We start from the raw sequence: 19,060 nt of genomic DNA on the forward strand, positions 1-19,060 counted from the left end.
ATCACGATGACCGATGAGCAGCGGCAGGACTGGTTCGAACGCGATGTCGTGCCGGTGACGTCACAGTTGTTCGCCTCCGCCATGCGCCTGACCCGTAACGCCGCGGACGCGGAGGACTTGGTGCAGGAGACGGTGGCGAAGGCGTACACGTCGTACCACCAGTTCCGGGAGGGCACCAACCTCAAGGCGTGGCTCCACCGGATCTTGACCAACAACTTCATCAACGACTATCGCAAGAAGCAGCGTTCGCCGAAGTTGTCGGCCGCCGAGGACATCGAGGACTGGCAGTTGCACGCCGCCGAGTCCCACAGCTCGACCGGGTTGCGGTCGGCTGAGAACGAGGCGCTCGACCGGTTGCCCGACAGCGTGGTGATGAACGCCCTGCGTTCCCTGCCCGAGGACTTCCGCGTGGCCGTCTACCTGGCCGACGTCGAGGGGTTCGCGTACAAGGAGATCGCCGAGCGCATGGGCACGCCCATCGGCACCGTCATGTCGCGGTTGCACCGTGGCCGGCGCCAGTTGCGGGGGATGCTGGAGGAGTACGCTCGCGAGGAGGGCGCCGTCCGCGTCCCCGCCCAGAGCGCGGCCTAGGACTCCATGGACAGATGAAGGCGGACGCGTAACACGCCGCCTTCCGTGCGCAGCTCCACGAGATCACAGAGCTGCCGGCTGATCCAGAGCCCGTATCCCCGAGGGGATTCGGGCTCGGGTGGTATGTAGCCGGGTAAGGGGTCGTCCAGGGCGCCGCCGGGGTCGGCGATCTCGCAGATCAGCTCCCCGTCGGTCACCCACATCGCGATCGTGCCGTACCCGGCCCCGTGCTCGACGCTGTTCGCGGCGATCTCGGACACGCTGATCACCAGCGAGGTGATGAGGTTGCGGTCCATGCCCGCCGCCCTGGCGTAGTCGCCGACGCTCTGGCGCAGCCGTTTCAGCTCCCTGCCGGTGAAGCGGATCGTCTCCGCGTCGTCGCCGGGCTTCGGCAGCGGGGCGCGGTCGCCGTTGAGCACCAGCTCGTGGGGTTCGACGAACCCCCTGCTGGTCACCTCGCCGTCCACGCCGAGCAGCACGGGGTGGTTGACAGGGCCGAACTCGAGCACGCTCTCGGGTACGCGGCGGACGTCGTACAGGCAGAACATCGTCGCCGCCGTCGCGCTCAGCGCGGCGTTGACCACGGACTCGTAGCGGATCAGCTCTCTGACCTCGCGCTCGCTCCTGCCCGCCCAGGGCGGCTCGCCGATCAGCAGGGTGCGCCTCCCACGCGTGTACTCGTGGGAGGCGGCCAGCGTGCGGTACGGGTGGCCGTACCAGGCGGAGGAGATGCGGCTGTCGATGTGCCCCGCGTCGGGGCCGAGGGCCTCGCTCAGCAGGGCGAGCTTGGTCGCGCAGGTGATGAGCAGCACGTGCCTGCCCTCGTCCAGCGCGGAGCGCACGCGCGGCACGATCAGGCCCAGCAGGGCCTCATCCGAGTCATAGGGCACCGCGACGTGCTTCAACGACTCACCATCGGAACGTGCCCGGTCAGGGCGCACGGGCGAAACGTAGCAAGGCTAGGGGTGCTGCGCAACGGCTATCAGGGCCACCGCTACGAGCGCGCAGGCCACACCGGTCACCTGCACGGCCCGCAGCCGCTCGCCGAGCACACGGTTGGCCAGCAGCAGCGTGCTGGCGGGGTAGAGCGAGACCAGCACGGCGACCAGGCTGAGCAGGCCGTCCTGCTGGGCCAGCAGGTAGAGCACGTTGGCCGCCATGTCCAGCACGCCCGCCGCCACGATGATGTGCAGCGAGCGGGGGCCGGGCCTGAGCGCGCGCCGCGTGAGCAGGGCCAGCAGCGCGACCAGGGTCACCGAGGAGAGCCGGGCGCCGACCAGGGGCCACAGGCCGGCCTCGTGCGGGGCCATGGTGAGCAGGATGAAGAAGCCGCCGAACCCGGCCCCGGCGGCCAGCGAGATCAGCACCGACGAGAGCGAGACCCGCCCGCCGCCGGACCTGTCCTGGCTGACCAGCAGCACCGAGCCGAGCGCCAGCGCCACCCCCACCAGGGCCCAGGTCTGGGGCCGCTCGCCCCGGGCCAGGCCGAACATCACCGGCAGGGCCGCCGAGGTCACCGCGGTCGTGGGGGCGACCACCGACATGACGCCCGTGGCCAGCGCCCGGTAGAACAGCACCAGTCCCGCGGCCCCCGACAGGCCGGCGGCCAGCCCCCAGGACAGCGCGAGGCCGCTGAAGGCGCCCGGCAGCAGGGGCAGCAGGCCGAGGATGACCGCCAGGCCGGCCATCTGGGAGAGCACGACGACCGACAGGACCTGGGATCGCCGCGTGGCCAGGCCGCCGAAGAAGTCGGCCGTGCCGTACACGATGGCGCACGCCGTCGCCAGGATCACTGTCATGGATGTGCCCTTCGGTTCAACAGGTTGCACTGTTAGTACAACACACAGGGTACATTTCACTGCAAATCAAATTCACTAGACTGCACTCCCATGGAAGATCCGGAGCTGATCACCCAGGCCATCGCGAGCAACGTCCGAGCACAGCGCGCGCACCGCGGGCTGACGCTGGACGCGCTGGCCGCCAGGTCGGGCGTGAGCAGGGGCATGCTCGTCCAGGTGGAGCAGGCCCGGACGAATCCGAGCGTCTCCACGCTCACCCGCATCGCCTCCGCGCTGGGTGTGACCGTGGCCAGACTCGTCGAGGTCGCCGACGTGCCGACGGTGCGGGTGGTGGACAAGTCCGACGTGGTCACGTTCCACCAGGGCGACGTGCAGGCCCGGCTGCTGGTCGGCGCGGACGTGCCGATGATCCTCGAGCTGTGGGACTGGCGCCTGGCGCCCGACGGGCACCACGACGGCGACGCCCACCCGCCCGGCACCCGCGAGATGTGCACGGTGCTGGAGGGCGAGCTGACGCTCACCGTGTACGGAAAGAGTCATGTGATCGGCAAGGATGACGCGGTGCTCTTCACCGCCGACCGCCCCCATCGCTATGCGAACAGGGGCAAGGAGGAACTCAGGTTCGTGATGGTGGTCGCCGAGCCGCGTGAGACCCATGACCAATAACCGCGAACGGCCCCCGGATCACCCGGTGGAGTTTCATGATTACTCCATGTCTTGGACGGCTGATGCCCGTTGCTGGGTACATCCCTTGTGTACGGAGGCCGCGTGGGGCGGTCGCCGCAGGTCGCGATATTCGCACCGAGGTCGGTCCGTTTACAGCGGTCCTACCGCAGGTCGCGCAGGGTGCACCTATGGCGGAACGTCGGCAGGGGGTGGCGTGTGAGTGAGGCCCGAGCGGCGACGGAGAAGCTCCAGGTGGAGCTTCATGGTCTGGGCGTCACCACAGCGTACGAGGTGGGCGACGATGCCACCATCTCGGTGTGGATAGGCCTGGTCGTCCGCTATAGGGATGGGTTTTACCGCTGGCAGGAAGGGCCGGTGAAACGTCGGCATCTGGGTACGGATCCGGTCGGATGTGCCATGCGTGTGGCGCGCCGCTACAAGGAATTGCAGGCGGATATCCCACTCTGGTGGGACGACCTGGCCAGGGAGCTGCGGGGGGAACCGGCCCAGGACTATCCGTAGGCCCCCGCATGCGGCGTTTCGGGGGGAACCATGCGTGTGTGGGCCTTGCCGCTGGCCCTGCTCGCCCTGGTGAGCTGCGTCACCCAGTCGGTGCCGCACAACCGGCAGCAGACAAGTGCACCGATCGTGCCGATCAGGCCGGTCGTCGTCGATCCGGTGGTCCTGGCCAGACGGCTGGCCTCGATGCAGGCGGGCTGGCCGCGCAGCCGCAGGTTCGACTGCGCCCGGCTCAAGTGCGTGGCCCTGACCTTCGACGACGGCCCCGGCGAGCACACGGGCCGGCTGCTCGACGTGCTGAGCACACGTGACGTCAAGGCCACGTTCTTCGTCATCGGGCAGATGGTGGCCGCCGACAAGGGCGGGCACACCACCCGGCGGATCGTGGACGACGGGCACGAGATCGGCAACCATTCCTGGAGCCATCCGGCGCTCTCCGGGCTGCCGCACGAGGCGCTCAAACGCGAGCTCAAGCACACCGAGAACATCGTGCAGAGGCTGACGGGGGTGCGGATGCGGGTGATGCGGCCGCCGTACGGGGCCACCGACGACGACGTCGCCGCCGAGACGCGCCGCGAGGGCCTGGCCCAGATCCTGTGGAACGTCGACACGCTGGACTGGCGGGACCGCGTCTCCACGACCGTGGCCAAGCGGGCCGGCGAGGCCAAGCCCGGCTCGATCATCCTGCTCCACGACATCCACCGCACCACGGTGGACGCCGTGCCGGCGATGCTCGACAAGCTCGGCAAGAAGGGCTACACCTTCGTCACGGTCTCGGAGCTGTACGGCAAAACGCCCGCGCCCGGCAAGACGTACACCGAGCGGTGAGGTGTCAGTGCCACGTGGCACCCTTGTCGCATGGGTTTCACCGGCTTCCCCGACGAGGCGTTCCTCTTTTACGAGGGCCTCGAGGCGGATAATTCCAAGGCGTATTTCGCGCAGCACAAACATCTCTACGAGGAGGCCGTGCGGGCGCCCATGCTGGCGCTCACCGACGAGCTGGCCGCCGAGTTCGGGCAGGCCCAGCTCTTCCGGCCCTACCGGGACGTGCGCTTCGCCAAGGACAAGTCGCCCTACAAGACCCACCAGGGCGCGTTCGTCGACATGGAGCCCGGGATCGGGCTCTACGTCGAGCTCAGCGCGGAGGGCCTGTTCACCGCGGGCGGCATCTACACGCAGGCCACCGACCAGGTGGCCCGCTTCCGGGCGGCCGTCGACGAGGACCTGTCGGGCAAGCCGCTGGAGTCCATCACCGACGCGCTGGTGTCGGCGGGCTACGAGCTGCGCGGCGAGCGGCTCAAGACCAGGCCGCGCGGCTTCGACGAAGACCATCCGCGCATCGAGCTGCTGCGGCACAAGTCGCTCTACGCCGGGATGCGGTTCGAGCCGGCGCGGTGGGTGCACACGGCGGAGGTGCGCGAGCGGGTGGCGCACACGTGGCGCGCCTTCGCCCCGCTGGTCGAGTGGCTCACCACCCACGTGCGGGGCAGCGAGCTGCCCCGCCGCTGACGTCACCGGGGAGCGGTGGTGGTGGTGATCGCCACCTGGTCGCCCTTGAGGATGCGGTCCACCGTCTGGCCCGCCGCCGAGGTCGCCGCCGTCGTCCCCGCCGCCAGCACCAGGGCCAGCGTCGGGGCCGCCAGGCTGCGGATGCTGCGCAGGTTGCGCACGCGCGCCCACGGCTCCCCGGCCAGGTGCATCGTCCGCCACTCCCAGAACAGCCCCAGCCCGACGCAGACCATCGTCACCTGCCCCACCACTATGCCCACCACCTGCGCCTTGTCGACGAACCCGATGTCCGGCTCCACCAGCGTCGACAGATAGCCCGACAGCTCCGTCAGCAAGGCCGCCACCGTGAGGTGGAGCGCCTTGGTCATCGGCTGGGTGCCCCGGACGCGCGGGTAGAAGTAGCCGAACAGGAAGCCGAAGGCGGGCAGCGTGATCAGGTAGCGGCCGTCGAAGATGAAGCTGGTCAGGTCCACGCCTTCGGGCAGGCCGTACACCATGGTGAAGGGCAGGCTGTGCAGCAGGCTGACGGTGAAGGCGTGCACGCCGTTGTGCCAGGGCGTGCACCCGCACGCCGTGGCGAACGCGGTCTCCGGGTGCCTGCCGTGCCGGTTCAGCGCCGCCTCCAGGGTGTTGCGCTGGTCCTCGAAGTCGGCCATCGACATCTCGCCCGCCCCGATCCGGCCCCGCCCGATGCGGTAGAGCTCCTGCTCGGAGATGAGCAGCAGCCGTTTGTGCAGGGCGGCCCTGATGAGCCGGCGGTGCTCCTCCTGCGTGATGGGCTCGGCGATGGCCGGGCGCGGGCCCGCGAGCAGCCAGCGGGAGGTCGCCCAGGCCACGATCGAGGTGATGGCCAGCAGGGGCAGCGGCACGTCGATGTCGGCGAGGGTCGTGCTGCCGCTCGGGGTGATGTAGAGCACCATCAGTACGGCGATCATGGTGGACTCCGCGACCGGGTTGTCGATCGCGGAGAGCCGCCCGCCCAGCCGCCGCAGCCGTAGCACCAGCATCACGAAGCCGAGCAGGAGCAACCCCAGCACCCCGCGTACGAGCGGGGTCAGCGCGAGGCTGCCGATCGTGGGCACCTCCTCCGGCACGGCCAGGCTCCACGACCCCGCGTCCAGCCACTCGGTCGGCCAGCCCTGCACCAGCATGCTGATGACCACGGCGACCGCCACGGCGCCGCGCTGCCACTGCTTGGTCGCCACGGCCACGGCGGCGACCGGGATCATGGCCCAGCCCAGCGCCAGGACCAGCCGGATGCTGTCGGGCGGGTACACCCCGTTCAGCAGCGCCCGCAGCCACAGCGCCAGCGCCAGGAGCCCGATCGCGGCCTCGGCCGACAGCACCGCCAGCCGGATGATCACCGGCCTGACCCCCAGGTCCACGCTGAACGCGACCGCCGCCCCCGCCGCCGCGAGCGCGGCCACCGCGCCGCCCATCAGCAGGGACTGGCCGCTGAGCTGCCCGTGCAGCCACGACCAGCTCAGCATGCCGAGGCCGACGAGCAGCCCGAGGCCGGTCACGATCAGCAGGTCGCGGGTGTCCCAGGGCGGGCTGGTGGGCAGCACCCGCCCGGCGTGCCGCAGGGCGAGCGCGGGCACGGCCACGAACAGGACCACGTACGCCACCGGCGACCAGTCCTCCGCGAACAGCGGGATCAGCAGCGTGGGCGCGGCCAGCCCCAGCCCGACGACGAGCTCCTTGTTGGCGAGCCGCCCCCACCAGCCGTGGCCGAGCGAGCGCAGCAGGAAGACGATCAGCGCGAACGCGGTGAGCACGCCGAGCGCGGTGGCCCAGGAGAAGTCGTCCGGCACGACCACGTCGGCGAACCCGTACGAGTCCGGCGCCAGCGTCATGCTCACCGGATAGGCCCCGATGGTGAACTCGAGCCGCTCCTCCTGCTCCCGCTCCGGCGTGATGCCCTCCAGCCGCAGCACCGTCCACTCGCCGGGCAGCACGGCGATCGAGCGGCCGGTGACGATCAGCGGGAACGCGTTGGGCGCGTTGAAGTTCAGTTTCAGCAGCTCGTCCCGTTCGAGCTGGCGCAGCAGGGTCACCGTGAACCTGGCCGTGGTCTGCCGTGTGCCGGAGGTGAGGACGGGCGCGAGGCGCGTGGTGGGGGCCAGGGCCGGGCCGTCCACCTTGATGGCGCCGAACGCGGCGTCGGTGACCTGCTGAAGTGTTCCCGGGAAGCCGCCGCCCTGGCGTAACGCCTCGATGAGCGGGTCCTTGACGTTCATCCGCAGCCGGTGCAGGACGGTCACCTTGATCTGGCGCTGGCGGGGGTCGAGCCGTCCTTCAGGCACCGGCTCCAGGTCGTTCCCGCCGGTCCTGGTGACCATCACCTCGGTGGTCGCCACGCGGGCCCAGCCCACGAGGGGATCGGCGCGGGCGGCGGCGGCCACCCACGGGTTGGGCGCTGCGGTGCCCTTGGGGGGCGCAGGCCCCGCTACCGGTCTGGCTGCGACGGTGCACCAAACGATCGCCCCCAACGACACCAGAGCCAGCCCGAACGCGATTGCCATTCGGAGCTTTCCCACAATTTGGATGATTCTCCGGCATACGCGAATGTTCTATGTCATGAGGTCACGGTGTGATTACAGCTATTCCCATGACAACTTTCCTTTACGGTGAGACACGGGAGAGCCCTTTCATCGCACGTGGCGAAGCCGGGACGCTGACTGCCCGTACTTACCCGAAAGCCGCGCTTCGCTCGCAAAAAGCGAGCGAAACGCGGCCGGTGTGAAACGAAACTCCCGTCAGGCGCGCTTGGCGCGGGCGGCGGCGCGGCCACGGATCGCGGCGTCGAGCACCACCTTGCGGATGCGAACGTGCTCAGGGGTGATCTCCACGCATTCGTCCTCGCGGATGAACTCCAGCGCCTGCTCCAGCGACAGGACGCGCGGCGGGATCACCTTCTCCGTCTCCTCGCTGGTGGAGGAGCGCATGTTGGTGAGCTTCTTCTCCTTGGTGATGTTCACGTCCATGTCGTCGGAGCGCGAGTTCTCGCCGACGATCATGCCCTCGTAGACCTCGGTGGTCGGCGAGACGAACAGCGTGCCGCGCTCCTGCAGGTTGAGCATCGCGAACGCGGTCACCGGGCCGGACCTGTCGGCCACCAGGGAGCCGTTGTTGCGGGTGCGCAGCTCGCCGAACCACGGCTCGTAGGAGTCGAACACGTGGTGCACCAGGCCGGTGCCGCGCGTCTCGGTCAGGAATTCCGTACGGAACCCGATCAGGCCGCGGGCCGGCACCACGAACTCCATCCGGATCCAGCCGGTGCCGTGGTTGGTCATGTGCTCCATGCGGCCCTTGCGCACGGCCAGGAGCTGGGTGACCGCGCCGAGGTATTCCTCGGGGCAGTCGACGGTCAGCCGCTCGACGGGCTCGTGCACCTTGCCGTCGATGGTCTTGGTGACCACCTGCGGCTTGCCGACGGTCAGCTCGTAGCCCTCGCGGCGCATCTGCTCGACCAGGATGGCCAGCGCCAGCTCGCCACGGCCCTGCACCTCCCACGCGTCGGGCCGGTCGGTCGGCAGCACGCGCAGCGAGACGTTGCCGACGAGCTCCTTCTCGAGGCGGTCCTTGACCATGCGGGCGGTGACCTTCGAGCCCTTGACCCGGCCCACCAGCGGCGAGGTGTTGGTGCCGATGGTCATCGAGATGGCCGGCTCGTCCACCGTGATCAGCGGCAGCGGGCGCGGGTCCTCGGGGTCGGCCAGCGTCTCACCGATCATGATCTCGGGGATGCCGGCGATGGCGATGATGTCGCCGGGGCCGGCCTCCTCGGCCGGCTTGCGCTCAAGGGCCTCGGTCATCAGCAGCTCGGTGATCTTGACCCGCTGGATCGACCCGTCGGTACGGCACCAGGCCACCTGCTGGCCCTTGCGCAGCACACCCTGGTGGATCCGGCAGAGCGCGATCCGGCCCAGGTAGGAGGAGGCGTCGAGGTTGGTGACGTGGGCCTGCAGCGGCGCGTTGGGGTCGTAGGTGGGCGCCGGGATCGTCGACTTGATGATGTCGAACAGCGGCTCGAGGTCCTCGGAGTCGGGCATGCCGCCGTCGTCGGGACGGTTCAGCGAGGCGCGGCCGGCCTTGGCGGAGGCGTAGACGATCGGGAAGTCGATCTGCTCCTCGGTGGCGTCGAGGTCCATGAACAACTCGTAGACCTCGTCCACGACGTCCTTGATCCGGGCGTCGGGGCGGTCGACCTTGTTGATGCACAGGATGACCGGCATCTTCGCGGCGAACGCCTTGCGCAGCACGAAGCGGGTCTGGGGCAGGGGGCCTTCCGAGGCGTCCACCAGCAGCACGACACCGTCGACCATCGACAACCCGCGCTCGACCTCGCCGCCGAAGTCGGCGTGGCCGGGGGTGTCGATGATGTTGAGGGTCATGCCGCCGTGCTTGACCGCGGTGTTCTTCGCGAGAATGGTGATGCCCTTCTCGCGCTCGAGGTCGTTGGAGTCCATGACGCGGTCGTCGACGTCCTGGTTCGCACGGAAGGCCCCGGACTGCCAGAGCATGGCGTCGACCAGCGTAGTCTTGCCATGGTCGACGTGCGCGATGATCGCGATGTTCCGCAGGTCGTCGCGGCTGTTCAAAGGCATGATGACGTCTCGCTCTGTGTCGTGGGGGCGGCCGCGCGAAGTCGCGACCTTATAAGTCTAGTTGATCCCCTCTGATGGCAAGAGCGGGACGAGGTGGCGATGAGCGTAAGCGCGGGCGTCGTCGTCGTTACGGAGCGGAATCGCGCTGTCGGGAACGAGCACGAACGACAATGCCACACGGACGAACGTCTCGGCCACCTCGGCGTCGCCCACGTGGGCCGTCAGATAGTCCCTGGCCACGGTCAGATAGGCCCCGGCCTCCACCGTGAGCAGGGGCAGGATCGTCCCGGGCTCGGTCGCGATCAGCCTGCTCAGCAGTGGGTGCCCGCGGACGAGCCGTAACGTGATCGCGAACCCCTCCGCCACCTGGTCGGCGCGCGTCGGCAGCGGGGCCAGCGCCTGCTCGAACGCCCGCAGGAAACGTCTCAGCTCGCGCAGGATCACCGCCTGGATCAGGTCGCCCTTGCGCGCGAAGCGCCGGTAGACGGTGACGCGCGACAGCCCCGCGCGGCGGGCGACCTCGTCCATGGTCAACCGGCGCAGGCCCTGCTCCAGCAGCCCCGCGTAGGCGGCGTCGAGGATGCGATCGAGGGAGTCGTCCGGCATGGATCAAGCCTAGGCCGCCGCACCTACATAGCCGGTTGCACAATTGTGCGCATGGCAATCTTGGGCCGGATCCCTAGATTGACGGCATGACCTGGACAGAGCTGGTTATGGCCGCGGCACCGATGCAAGGCGATCAGCCCGCGGTGAGCGACGTCAGGACCGGTGAGGTGCTGTCCTACGCGGCGTTCGCCCGGCGGGTCACCAGAGCCGCGGCGGGCCTGCACCGCCAGGGTCTGCGCTACGGCGAGCAGGTGCTCGTCAACGTCCCTCTCGGGGCCACGCTCCCCGTGGCCGTCCACGCCGTCGCCTGGGCCGGCGGGGTCGCGGTGCCGGCGACCGCGGGCTCGGCCCGCCTGATGATCAGCCAGGGCCCCTACGACCCCACCGCGTTCAAGGTGGAGCAGGTCTTCTCCTTCCGGCCGGCCCCGGGCACCAGGCCGTTCAGCGAACTGCTGGCCGAGGGCGCGCACGAGTTCGGGCCGCTGGCGGGCCCCGCGCTCACCCTCGACGGCGTGCGGCTGTTCGACCACGACGAGCTGGCGGGCGATCTGCGCAGGCTCGCCACCCGGCTGGTGATCGGCAAGGACGACGTCGTCATCGCGGCCGTGAGCGAGCCCTTCCGCGGCCTGCGGCTGATCGATCTGGCCATGACGGCCGGCGCCCACGTCGTGGTCGCCCACGAGCCCAGCCTGGTCGGCTGCCGGGTGCTGGCCGCCGAGCGCCGGGCCACCATGGTCGTCGCGCCATATGACCTGGCCAGGAAGCTGCTGGGCGATCCGGTTCTGCGCGTCATCGACGAAAGGGCGGTCGTAAGCTCGCTTGGTCTGTGAAAAGTGCGACACTGTGGGAGAGTGTGATCCTTCCGCGACGCAGGGTGACCACATGCCAGACTCCCCCCGGCACAACCTTCCAGCAGAGCCCAACCGGTTCGTGGGGCGCGAGAGAGATCTCGACGATCTGAGCGCCCTGTTCGGCGAGACGCGCGTGGTGACGCTGTGCGGGGTCGGCGGCATCGGCAAGACCCGGCTGGCCCTCCGGGTGGCCGCCGGGCTCATGTCCGCCTACCCTGACGGCGTCTGGTTGGTCGAGCTGGCCAGGTTCGGCCGTCCCGAGCTCGTCGAGCAGGAGATCGCCCGGGTGCTCGGCGTGCGCGAGGAGACCGGCACGCCGCTGCTCGACACCGTGACCGCCCGGCTGCGCGCCCTGCGCTGCCTGCTGCTGCTCGACAACTGCGAGCACCTGGTCGACAGGTGCGCCGAGGTGGCCACGACGCTCGTGGCGGCCTGCCCCCGGCTGAGCGTGCTGGCCACCAGCAGAGAGCCGCTGCGCATCGCCAGCGAGCTGATCTGGCGGGTGCCGCCGCTCGACCTGCCCGACCCGGGCGCCGCTGACGCCGAGTCCGTGCACCTGTTCATGGACCGGGCGGTGGCCGCGGGCACCCGGCTGGGTCCCGAGAGCCTGCCCGACGTGGTGCGCCTGTGCCGGGCGCTCGACGGGCTGCCGCTGGCGCTGGAGCTGGCCGCCGCCCGTACGAGCCTGCTCAGCCCCGGCCAGATCGCCGACCGCATCGACGACCGGTTCTCGCTGCTCACCACCGGCGGGCGCACCGCCCCCGCCCGGCAGCGCACCCTGCTGGCGGCCGTGGAGTGGAGCTACGACCTGCTGGCGGCCAAGGAGCAGGTGCTGCTGCGCCGGCTGTCGGTGTTCGCCCGCGGGTTCGACCTCGACCTGGCCGAGCAGGTCTGCGCCGAGCGGCCCATCGGCGGCGCGGAGATCGTCGACCTGCTCGGCGGCCTGGTCGACAAGTCCCTCGTGCTCTGCGACGAGCGCCGCAGGCGCTACTGGCTGCTCGAGACCATCAAGCGCTACGCGGTCGAGCGCCTGGAGCAGGCCGGAGAGCTCGAGGTCCTGCGCGAGCGGCACCTCAACGTGCTCTGCGAGCTGCAGGAGCGCCACTTCACGACCGAGATGGTGACGCCGGGCGTGCCGTGGCCGCGCCGGTTCGAGGCGCTGACCGCGAGCAAGGACCTGCTCGACGACCAGCGGGTGGCGCTCGACTGGGCCGCCGAGTCCGGCAACGTGCCGCTGGGGCTGCGCCTGTGCGCGACCAGCACGGGGTTGCTGCCCATCGGGGGCAACCTGACGGAGATCGTGGGCTGGATCGAGCGGCTGCTCTCGCTCGACCTGACGCACGTGCCGGTGGAGCAGGTCGCGCACGCCAAGGCCTATCTGGCCTATGGGCTGGAGGCGCGAGACGAGCTGAGCCGCTCGCTGGAGGTGGCCGAGCAGAGCCTGGCCGGGCTGTCGCCGTCGAACGAGTTCCCGCGCTGCGTCATGCACAGCCTCATGGTCGTGGTGCTGCTCCGCATGGGCCGGGCCGACCAGGCGCTGCGCCACGCGGAGGAGGGGCTGGCCCTGGCCAACGCCTCCGGCGACGCGTGGAACCAGGCGGCGGGGCTGGCCGGGCTGTCGGCGGTCGCGCTGACCAGGGGGCGACTGCGCGAGGCGCAGCGGCACGGCGAGGAGGCGCTGGCGCGGGCGCGTGAGCACGGCCATCGCTGGATCATGGCCAGGTCCGCCGCCCAGCTCGGCGCGGTGGCCGAGGCCCGCGGCGACCTGGTGACCGCGCAGGCGCAATACGAGATGGCCGTCCCCTGGCTGCGGGATCTGGGCAGCGATCCGGAGCTGGCGCGCTGCCTGGCCAGGATCGGCCGGGTGGCGGCGATGCTGCACGAGTTCGGCATCGCGCGGGAGCGGCTGGCCGCGAGCCTCGCGCTGGCCAGGGACACGGGCCAGCGGCAGGGGGTGGCCCGGTGCCTGGTGGGGCTGTCGGTGCTGGCGGAGTACGAAGGCGACCTCGAGGGCGCCGTGCTCGCCGCGGCGGCGGCGACGACGCTGCGTGAGGCCTTCGGCCAGCACTCGGCCACGATCAGGATCGAGGAGCTGCTCGGCCGGGCCCGCACCAAGCTGGGCGACGGCCGCACGATGTCGCTGTGGTCGCGGGGCCGGGCGACGAGCCCCGACGACGCCGCCCGGCACGTGCTGGAGGGCGAGCGGCTGGCGCCGCGGACACCCGTGGCGGCCGAGCCCGTCAAGCACTCGCTGCTGACCGCGCGCGAGCAGGAGATCGCCGCCCTGCTCACCAGGGGCCTGTCCAACCGGGCCATCGCGGAGGAGCTGGTGATCAGTCCCGCGACCGTGGCCCGCCACATCGCCAACATCATGGAGAAGCTCGGCTACACCTCACGGGCCCAGATCGCGGTGTGGGCGTCGGAGCATCCGCTCTGATCGTGGACGCGTCCGCGCCTGCTTCTGCATAGGGATCTGCATATTCCGCCCCATGTGTGCATCAGATGCCCTCCCTACCGTGGGCGACATGGATGAGCGCATCGTGATGGTGGACTCGGGCACCGGCCTGAAGCTCACCGAGGAACAACTGGACGAGAGGTGCGCGGTGGCGATCGTCCAGTTGCGGCGCAGAGGGGTGCGCGTTGGCGACACCGTGCTCATCTGCCTGCCCGTCGGGCCCGATCTGCTGGTGGCGACCGACGCGGTGATCGCCGCCGGCGGCGTCGTCTGGCCGCTGCCCGCCGATCTCGACACGGGCACGTTCCGGGATCGCATCCAGGAGAGCGGGGCCCGCGTGATGATCTCCAACGTCCAGCGGGCGCTGGACGCGGCGGACGAGTCACGCGTACGGATCGTGATGAGCGTCGCAGACCTGAGCGCTGCACATTCGTATCCGACGAGTCGCCAACTCTGCACGGAAAGTGATCGCATCGGCCCGCGCGCCGGAGGAGACTGAGCTCGAAGGTGATCCTCCCGCGACCACTTGGGCCCGACATGACTGCGCACGTGCTGCACAACCTCCCGGCAGAGCCCAACCGTTTCATCGGACGCGCGCGCGACGTGGCGGAGCTGAGCGCGCTGGTGCGCGAGGAACGCGTGGTCACGCTCAGCGGCGTGGGCGGCATCGGCAAGACGCGGCTGTCGTTGCGGGTGGCGGCGCGGGCGGTGCCCTGGTTCGCCGACGGGGTGTGGCTGGTGGAGCTGGGCCGGGTGGGCGACCCGGCGCTGGTCGCCGGCGAGCTGGCCGGGGTGCTGGGCGTCCATGAGGAGCTGCCGGGGCACCTGCTCGACGGCCTGCGCGTACGCCTGCGCGAGGCCGGCGCGCTGATCGTGCTGGACAACTGCGAGCACCTGGTCGAGTGCTGCGCGGAGCTGGTGGCCGGGCTCCTCGCCGACTGCCCTGACCTGCGATTCCTGCTCACCAGCCGGGAGCCGCTGCGCATCCCGGGAGAGCTGGTCTGGCGGGTGCCGCCCCTGGAGTTGCCCGACGCCCGCCATCCCGACGCCGAGTCGGTGCTGCTGTTCGTGGAGCGGGCGCTGGCGGCCGGGGCGCGCGGGGTGAGCGACAACATGGACGACATCGCGCGCCTGTGCCGGGCGCTCGACGGCCTGCCGCTGGCCCTGGAGCTGGCGGCGGCCCGCACCAGCCTGCTGAGCCCCGGCCGCATCGCCGACCGCATCGGCGACCGGTTCAGGCTGCTCACCACCGGCGACCGCTGCGCCCCCGCCCGGCAGCGCACGCTGCTCGCCACGGTGGAGTGGAGCCACGACCTGCTCAAACCCAAGGAGCGGGTGCTGCTGCGCCGGCTGTCGGTGTTCGCGGGGCTGTTCGACCTCGAGCCGGCCGAGCGGGTGTGCGCCGACGGCGGGATCCTGCGCCGGGCCGAGCTGCTCGACCTGCTCGCCGGCCTGGTCGACAAGTCGCTGGTGCTGCACGACGGCGCGGCCGGCCGCTACCGCCTGCTCGAGACGATCCGCCAGTACGCCGCCGACCGCCTGACCGAGGCCGGTGAGGCCGACCGGCTGCGCGACCGGCACCTGCGGACGGTCTGCGAGGAGATGGAGCGCTGCCACGAGGGCGGCTCGCTCGACCACCGGATGCCGTGGCCGGAGCGGTTCGCGTACTTCGCCAGGGGGCGGGGCCTGCTCGACGACTGCAGGGTGGCGGTGGACCGGGCGGTGGAGTCGGGCGACGCGGCGACCGGGCTGCGCCTGGCCCGTGCGGCCCTGGCCGTCATGGCCCTGCGGGGAGACCTGCGCGAGTGCGTCGGCTGGCACGAGCGGCTGCTCGCGATGGACCTGTCGCAGGTGCCGCCCGACCTGGTGGCGGTGGCCAAGGGGGCGCTGGCGTACGGGCTGGAGCTCGGCGACGAGCTGCGGCGGGCCGAGGAGCTCATCGTGCAGGCGGTCGAGGAGCAGAAGAGGCACCCCTACACCCACTGGCTCGGCATCACCTACGGCGTGGCGCTGACCGTGTTCTTCCGCACCGGGCAGAGCGAGAAGGCGCTGCGCTACCTGGAGGAGCTGGAGGCGGCGGCCACCGCTCACGACGACCTGTTCAACCTGGCCACGGTCCGCATCGCCCAGCTCAACCTGGCGCTGTTCCACGGCCGGCTGCGGCACGCGCAGCGCCGCGGCGAGGAGGCGCTCGCCCTGGCTAGGCGGTCGGGGCACCCCTGGACCCAGGCCAGGGCACTGACCCACCTCGCCGCGGTCGCCGAGGCGGCGGGCGACCTGGAGGCGGCCATGGCGCACCACGTGGCCGCGCTGCCGCTGCTGGAGGGCCTGGACAACGGGGTCGAGCTGGCCCGCTGCCGGGCCCAGACGGGCCGGGTGGCGGTCGGGCTGCGCGACTACGCCGCCGCCCGAGACCACGTGGCCGCCGCTCTGGAGCTGAGCAGGCAGGCGGGGCAGCGCAGGGGGATCATCCGCGCGCTCATGGCCCTGTCGGCCCTGGCACAGGCCCAGGACGACCTGGAGGGCGCGGTGCTGGCCGGTTCGGCCGCCACCGCACTCCGGGAGTCGATCGGGCAGTTCGGCACGCCTGGGCGCGTTCAGGAGCTGCTGACGCTGGCGGGGGCCAGGCTCGGGGAGGGCCGCGTGACGCTGCTGTGGGCCAGGGGCATGGAGTGGCCGACCGAGCAGGTGGTCCGGCGGGTGCTCGGCGGCGAGGGCGGCCGCATGCCGTTGCCGGCCCTCCGGCCCGGTGCCCTCCACGGCGCGCTGACCGCCAGGGAGCGGGAGATCGCCACCCTGCTCGCGCGTGGCCTGTCCAACCGGGTCATCGGGGAGGAACTGGTGATCAGTCCCGCCACCGTGGCCCGGCACATCGCCAACATCATGGACAAGATGGGCTTCGCCTCCCGCTCCCAGATCGCGGTGTGGGCGGCCGGGCGTGAGGTGGAAACCGGGCGTACCTAAGCTCATACGCATGCCTTTCGCGCCCAGCTTTCCCGTCATGCTCCGGACCGAGGACGGGGTCCGCATCGACGCCACGCACACTCCTTCCAGCCGCACGGACATGGGCATCGTGTTCGCGCACGGTTTCACCGGCTCGTGGCGGGACCGTACGGCGCGGCGCATCGTCCACGTGCTGAGCGGCCACGGCGGCGTGATCGCCTTCGACTTCCGCGGCCACGGGCGCTCCGGGGGCGAGACCACGGTGGGCGACCTGGAGATCCTCGACCTGGAGGCCGCCGTCCGGCACGCCCGGGTGGTGGGCTACTCCAAGATCGCGGTCGTGGGCTTCTCCATGGGGGCGGCGGTGGCCGTGCGCCACGCGGGGCTGCGCGGCGGGGTGGACGCGGTGGTGGCGGTGAGCGGCCCGGCCCGGTGGTACTACCGGGGCACGAGGCCGATGCGGCAGGTGCACTGGGCGATCGAGCGGCCGTTCGGGCGGTGGGCGGCCAGGCTGGCCAAGCGTACGAGGATCACCCGGGCCGAGTGGGACCCCGTCCCGATGCCGCCCCATGAGGCCGCGGCGCTCGTCTCACCCACTCCGCTGCTGATCGTGCACGGCGACGCGGACGCGTTCTTCCCGCTGGATCACGCCCATCAGCTCTACGCCGGGGCGCGGGAGCCGAAGGAGCTCTGGGTCGAGCCCGGCTACGGTCACGCGGAGTCCGCGGCGAGCCCCGAACTCATTCGCCGAATCGGCAAATGGATCTCCTCGAACCTTTCGTGAGTAATACACGTCTACCTATGGCGGATGGAAGGAAACCGCCGGGAGAAAGTCTCTGGGGAAGGAAACCGCCTATGCGGTGGACGTGGGACATACTTCTGTAGTCAGGCGGTCGCGCACGGTGGCCCGCATCCAGCGGGCCGCGGGTGGGCGAGAGTGGCACCTAGCGTTGCGGGGGCGCGCTGGGTGCCCCATCCCGCGTGACGAAGGGCCCCGCGGTTCGCCGCGGGGCCCTTCGCGTGGCGGTTCTCAGCCGAGGCGGGCGATGGACTTGTACTCGAGGTAGGAGCTCAGGCCCTCGGGGCCGAGCTCGCGGCCGACGCCGCTGGCCTTGTAGCCGCCGAAGGGGGCGTTGGTCTCCAGCATGAAGCAGTTGACGCCGTAGGTCCCGGTGCGGACCTGGCGGGCCACGTCCATGCCGCGCTCGGTGTCGGCCGTCCAGACCGTCCCGGCCAGGCCGTAGTCGCTGTCGTTGGCGATGCGTACGGCGTCCGCCTCGTCCTCGTACGGGATCACCGCCAGGACGGGACCGAAGATCTCCTCCCTGGCGATGCGCATGTCGTTGGAGACCCCGGCGAAGACGGTGGGGGAGACGTACCAGCCGCGGTCGTGGGGCCGGTCCAGGCCGCCCACGACGACCTTGGCGCCCTCGTCGATGCCGATCTTGATGTATCCCTCGACCCGGTCCTGCTGGCGCTTGGCCACCAGCGGGCCGATGCCGGTCGCCGGGTCGGCGGGGTCGCCGACGGCCTGCCCGGCCACCATGCCCGCGACCGCGTCGACGACCTCGTCGTAGCGGTGGCGCGAGGCCAGGATGCGGGTCTGGGCCACGCACGCCTGGCCGTTGTTCATGAGGGAGGCCATGGACAGGAAGCCCATGCTGGCGGCCAGGTCGGCGTCGTCCAGGATGATCGCGGCCGACTTGCCGCCCAGCTCCAGGCTGACCCGCTTGAGCTGCTCGCCGCAGATGGCCGCGATGCGCCGCCCGGCGGCCGTCGAGCCGGTGAAGGCCACCTTGTCCACGTCCGCGTGCGAGATCAGGTGCTCGCCGACCTCGCGGCCCGCGACCACGATGTTGAGCACGCCCGCCGGCACGCCCGCCTCGGCCACCCATTCGGCCAGCAGGTACGCGTCCAGCGGCGTCTCCGGCGCCGGCTTGAGCACCACCGTGCACCCGGCCAGCAGCGCGGGCGCGAGCTTGGTCATGGTGACGAACTGGGGCACGTTCCACGGCACCACGGCCGCGACCACGCCCACCGGCTCCCTGCGCACGGTGGTCGGGCCGAACAGTCCGGGCCGCTGCTCCTCCTGCTCGAACGTCTTGCCCAGCTCGGCGTAGTACTGCAGCATGCCGAGCGGCTGCGGCGCCTGCGCGAGGTTGGAGAAGGTGATCGGCGAGCCCATCTCCTCCGTGATGAGCTGGGCCATCTCGCCCTGGCGCTCGTTGTAGATCGCGGCCAGCCTGCCGATCACCTCGGCCCGCTCGGCGAACGTCATGCGCGGCCACGGCCCGTGGTCGAACGCCTGCCTGGCGGCCGCGACGGCGCGGTCCATGTCCTCGGCGGTGCCCTCGGGCACCCGGCCGACGACCTCTTCGGTGTGGGGTGAGACGACGTCGATAGTCCCGGTGCCCGCCGGGGCCACCCATTCGCCCCCGATGAACAGCGTGTCGTGCTGGCGCATGTCGTGAGCCTCCTGCTTGACCGAATGCTTGCTTGCTACCGCCATGC

The 19,060-nt window shown here is 70.9% G+C and carries 16 protein-coding genes; 10 read left to right on the forward strand and 6 right to left on the reverse strand.

Annotated elements, in window-relative coordinates; genetic code table 11:
• Positions 1-6 precede the first annotated feature (6 nt).
• Positions 7-591 carry a sigma-70 family RNA polymerase sigma factor gene (locus AB0I15_RS01235; protein WP_358088210.1) on the forward strand — a complete coding sequence of 195 codons (585 nt, stop codon included), beginning with the start codon at positions 7-9 and terminating at the stop codon, positions 589-591.
• Here the strand turns inward: AB0I15_RS01235 and AB0I15_RS01240 are convergent.
• Positions 588-1,496, reverse strand: a complete 909-nt coding sequence (locus AB0I15_RS01240; RefSeq protein WP_358088213.1) for a sensor histidine kinase — start codon at positions 1,494-1,496, stop codon at positions 588-590. The genes AB0I15_RS01235 and AB0I15_RS01240 overlap by 4 nt on opposite strands.
• 54 nt (positions 1,497-1,550) lie before the next feature.
• Positions 1,551-2,390 carry a DMT family transporter gene (locus tag AB0I15_RS01245; protein WP_358088216.1) on the reverse strand — a complete coding sequence of 280 codons (840 nt, stop codon included), beginning with the start codon at positions 2,388-2,390 and terminating at the stop codon, positions 1,551-1,553.
• Between the two features lie 90 nt (positions 2,391-2,480).
• On the opposite strand from AB0I15_RS01245, the gene AB0I15_RS01250 reads away from it, so the two are divergent.
• The 4 genes from AB0I15_RS01250 (at position 2,481) to AB0I15_RS01265 (ending at position 5,084) form a co-directional block, all read left to right on the forward strand.
• Positions 2,481-3,056 (forward strand): XRE family transcriptional regulator, encoded by a 576-nt coding sequence (locus AB0I15_RS01250; RefSeq protein ID WP_358088219.1) that lies wholly within the window; start codon positions 2,481-2,483, stop codon positions 3,054-3,056.
• A 216-nt stretch (positions 3,057-3,272) separates the two neighbouring features.
• Positions 3,273-3,578 carry a hypothetical protein gene (locus AB0I15_RS01255; protein WP_358088222.1) on the forward strand — a complete coding sequence of 102 codons (306 nt, stop codon included), beginning with the start codon at positions 3,273-3,275 and terminating at the stop codon, positions 3,576-3,578.
• Between the two features lie 30 nt (positions 3,579-3,608).
• Positions 3,609-4,403: a polysaccharide deacetylase family protein gene (locus tag AB0I15_RS01260; RefSeq protein WP_358088225.1), complete on the forward strand. Its 795-nt coding sequence runs from the start codon at positions 3,609-3,611 to the stop codon at positions 4,401-4,403.
• Positions 4,404-4,433: 30 nt separating this feature from the next.
• Positions 4,434-5,084 (forward strand): DUF2461 domain-containing protein, encoded by a 651-nt coding sequence (locus AB0I15_RS01265; protein WP_358088227.1) that lies wholly within the window; start codon positions 4,434-4,436, stop codon positions 5,082-5,084.
• 2 nt (positions 5,085-5,086) lie between these two features.
• Here AB0I15_RS01265 and AB0I15_RS01270 read toward each other — a convergent pair whose 3' ends face one another.
• The 3 genes from AB0I15_RS01270 to AB0I15_RS01280 all read right to left on the reverse strand — a co-directional run bounded on the left by AB0I15_RS01270 (position 5,087) and on the right by AB0I15_RS01280 (position 10,300).
• A complete protein-coding gene (locus AB0I15_RS01270) occupies positions 5,087-7,609 on the reverse strand; it encodes a hypothetical protein (RefSeq protein ID WP_358088230.1) in 2,523 nt (840 codons plus the stop codon).
• A 234-nt stretch (positions 7,610-7,843) separates the two neighbouring features.
• Positions 7,844-9,694 carry a translational GTPase TypA gene (gene typA, locus AB0I15_RS01275; protein WP_358088232.1) on the reverse strand — a complete coding sequence of 617 codons (1,851 nt, stop codon included), beginning with the start codon at positions 9,692-9,694 and terminating at the stop codon, positions 7,844-7,846.
• 57 nt (positions 9,695-9,751) lie between these two features.
• Positions 9,752-10,300, reverse strand: coding sequence for a TetR family transcriptional regulator (locus AB0I15_RS01280; protein ID WP_358088235.1), 549 nt, complete (start codon positions 10,298-10,300; stop codon positions 9,752-9,754).
• 86 nt (positions 10,301-10,386) lie between these two features.
• Between AB0I15_RS01280 and AB0I15_RS01285 the strand changes: the two genes are divergently transcribed.
• From AB0I15_RS01285 to AB0I15_RS01305, 5 genes are all read left to right on the forward strand, one after another.
• On the forward strand, positions 10,387-11,130 hold the full coding sequence (locus AB0I15_RS01285; protein WP_358088238.1) for an AMP-binding protein: 744 nt from the start codon (positions 10,387-10,389) through the stop codon (positions 11,128-11,130).
• A 52-nt stretch (positions 11,131-11,182) separates the two neighbouring features.
• Positions 11,183-13,588: a LuxR C-terminal-related transcriptional regulator gene (locus AB0I15_RS01290; protein ID WP_358088241.1), complete on the forward strand. Its 2,406-nt coding sequence runs from the start codon at positions 11,183-11,185 to the stop codon at positions 13,586-13,588.
• 88 nt (positions 13,589-13,676) lie between these two features.
• Positions 13,677-14,105 carry an AMP-binding protein gene (locus tag AB0I15_RS01295; protein WP_358088244.1) on the forward strand — a complete coding sequence of 143 codons (429 nt, stop codon included), beginning with the start codon at positions 13,677-13,679 and terminating at the stop codon, positions 14,103-14,105.
• A gap of 38 nt (positions 14,106-14,143) precedes the next feature.
• Entirely contained in the window at positions 14,144-16,570 is a 2,427-nt protein-coding gene (locus tag AB0I15_RS01300; protein WP_358088247.1) for a LuxR C-terminal-related transcriptional regulator, read from the forward strand.
• 10 nt (positions 16,571-16,580) lie between these two features.
• On the forward strand, positions 16,581-17,333 hold the full coding sequence (locus AB0I15_RS01305) for an alpha/beta fold hydrolase (RefSeq protein ID WP_358088250.1): 753 nt from the start codon (positions 16,581-16,583) through the stop codon (positions 17,331-17,333).
• A gap of 246 nt (positions 17,334-17,579) precedes the next feature.
• Here the strand turns inward: AB0I15_RS01305 and AB0I15_RS01310 are convergent, their stop codons facing one another.
• Positions 17,580-19,013, reverse strand: coding sequence for an aldehyde dehydrogenase (locus tag AB0I15_RS01310; RefSeq protein ID WP_358088752.1), 1,434 nt, complete (start codon positions 19,011-19,013; stop codon positions 17,580-17,582).
• Positions 19,014-19,060: the final 47 nt, after the last annotated feature.

The sequence above is a fragment of the Nonomuraea sp. NPDC050643 genome, from assembly GCF_040654715.1.
GTDB lineage: Bacteria > Actinomycetota > Actinomycetes > Streptosporangiales > Streptosporangiaceae > Nonomuraea.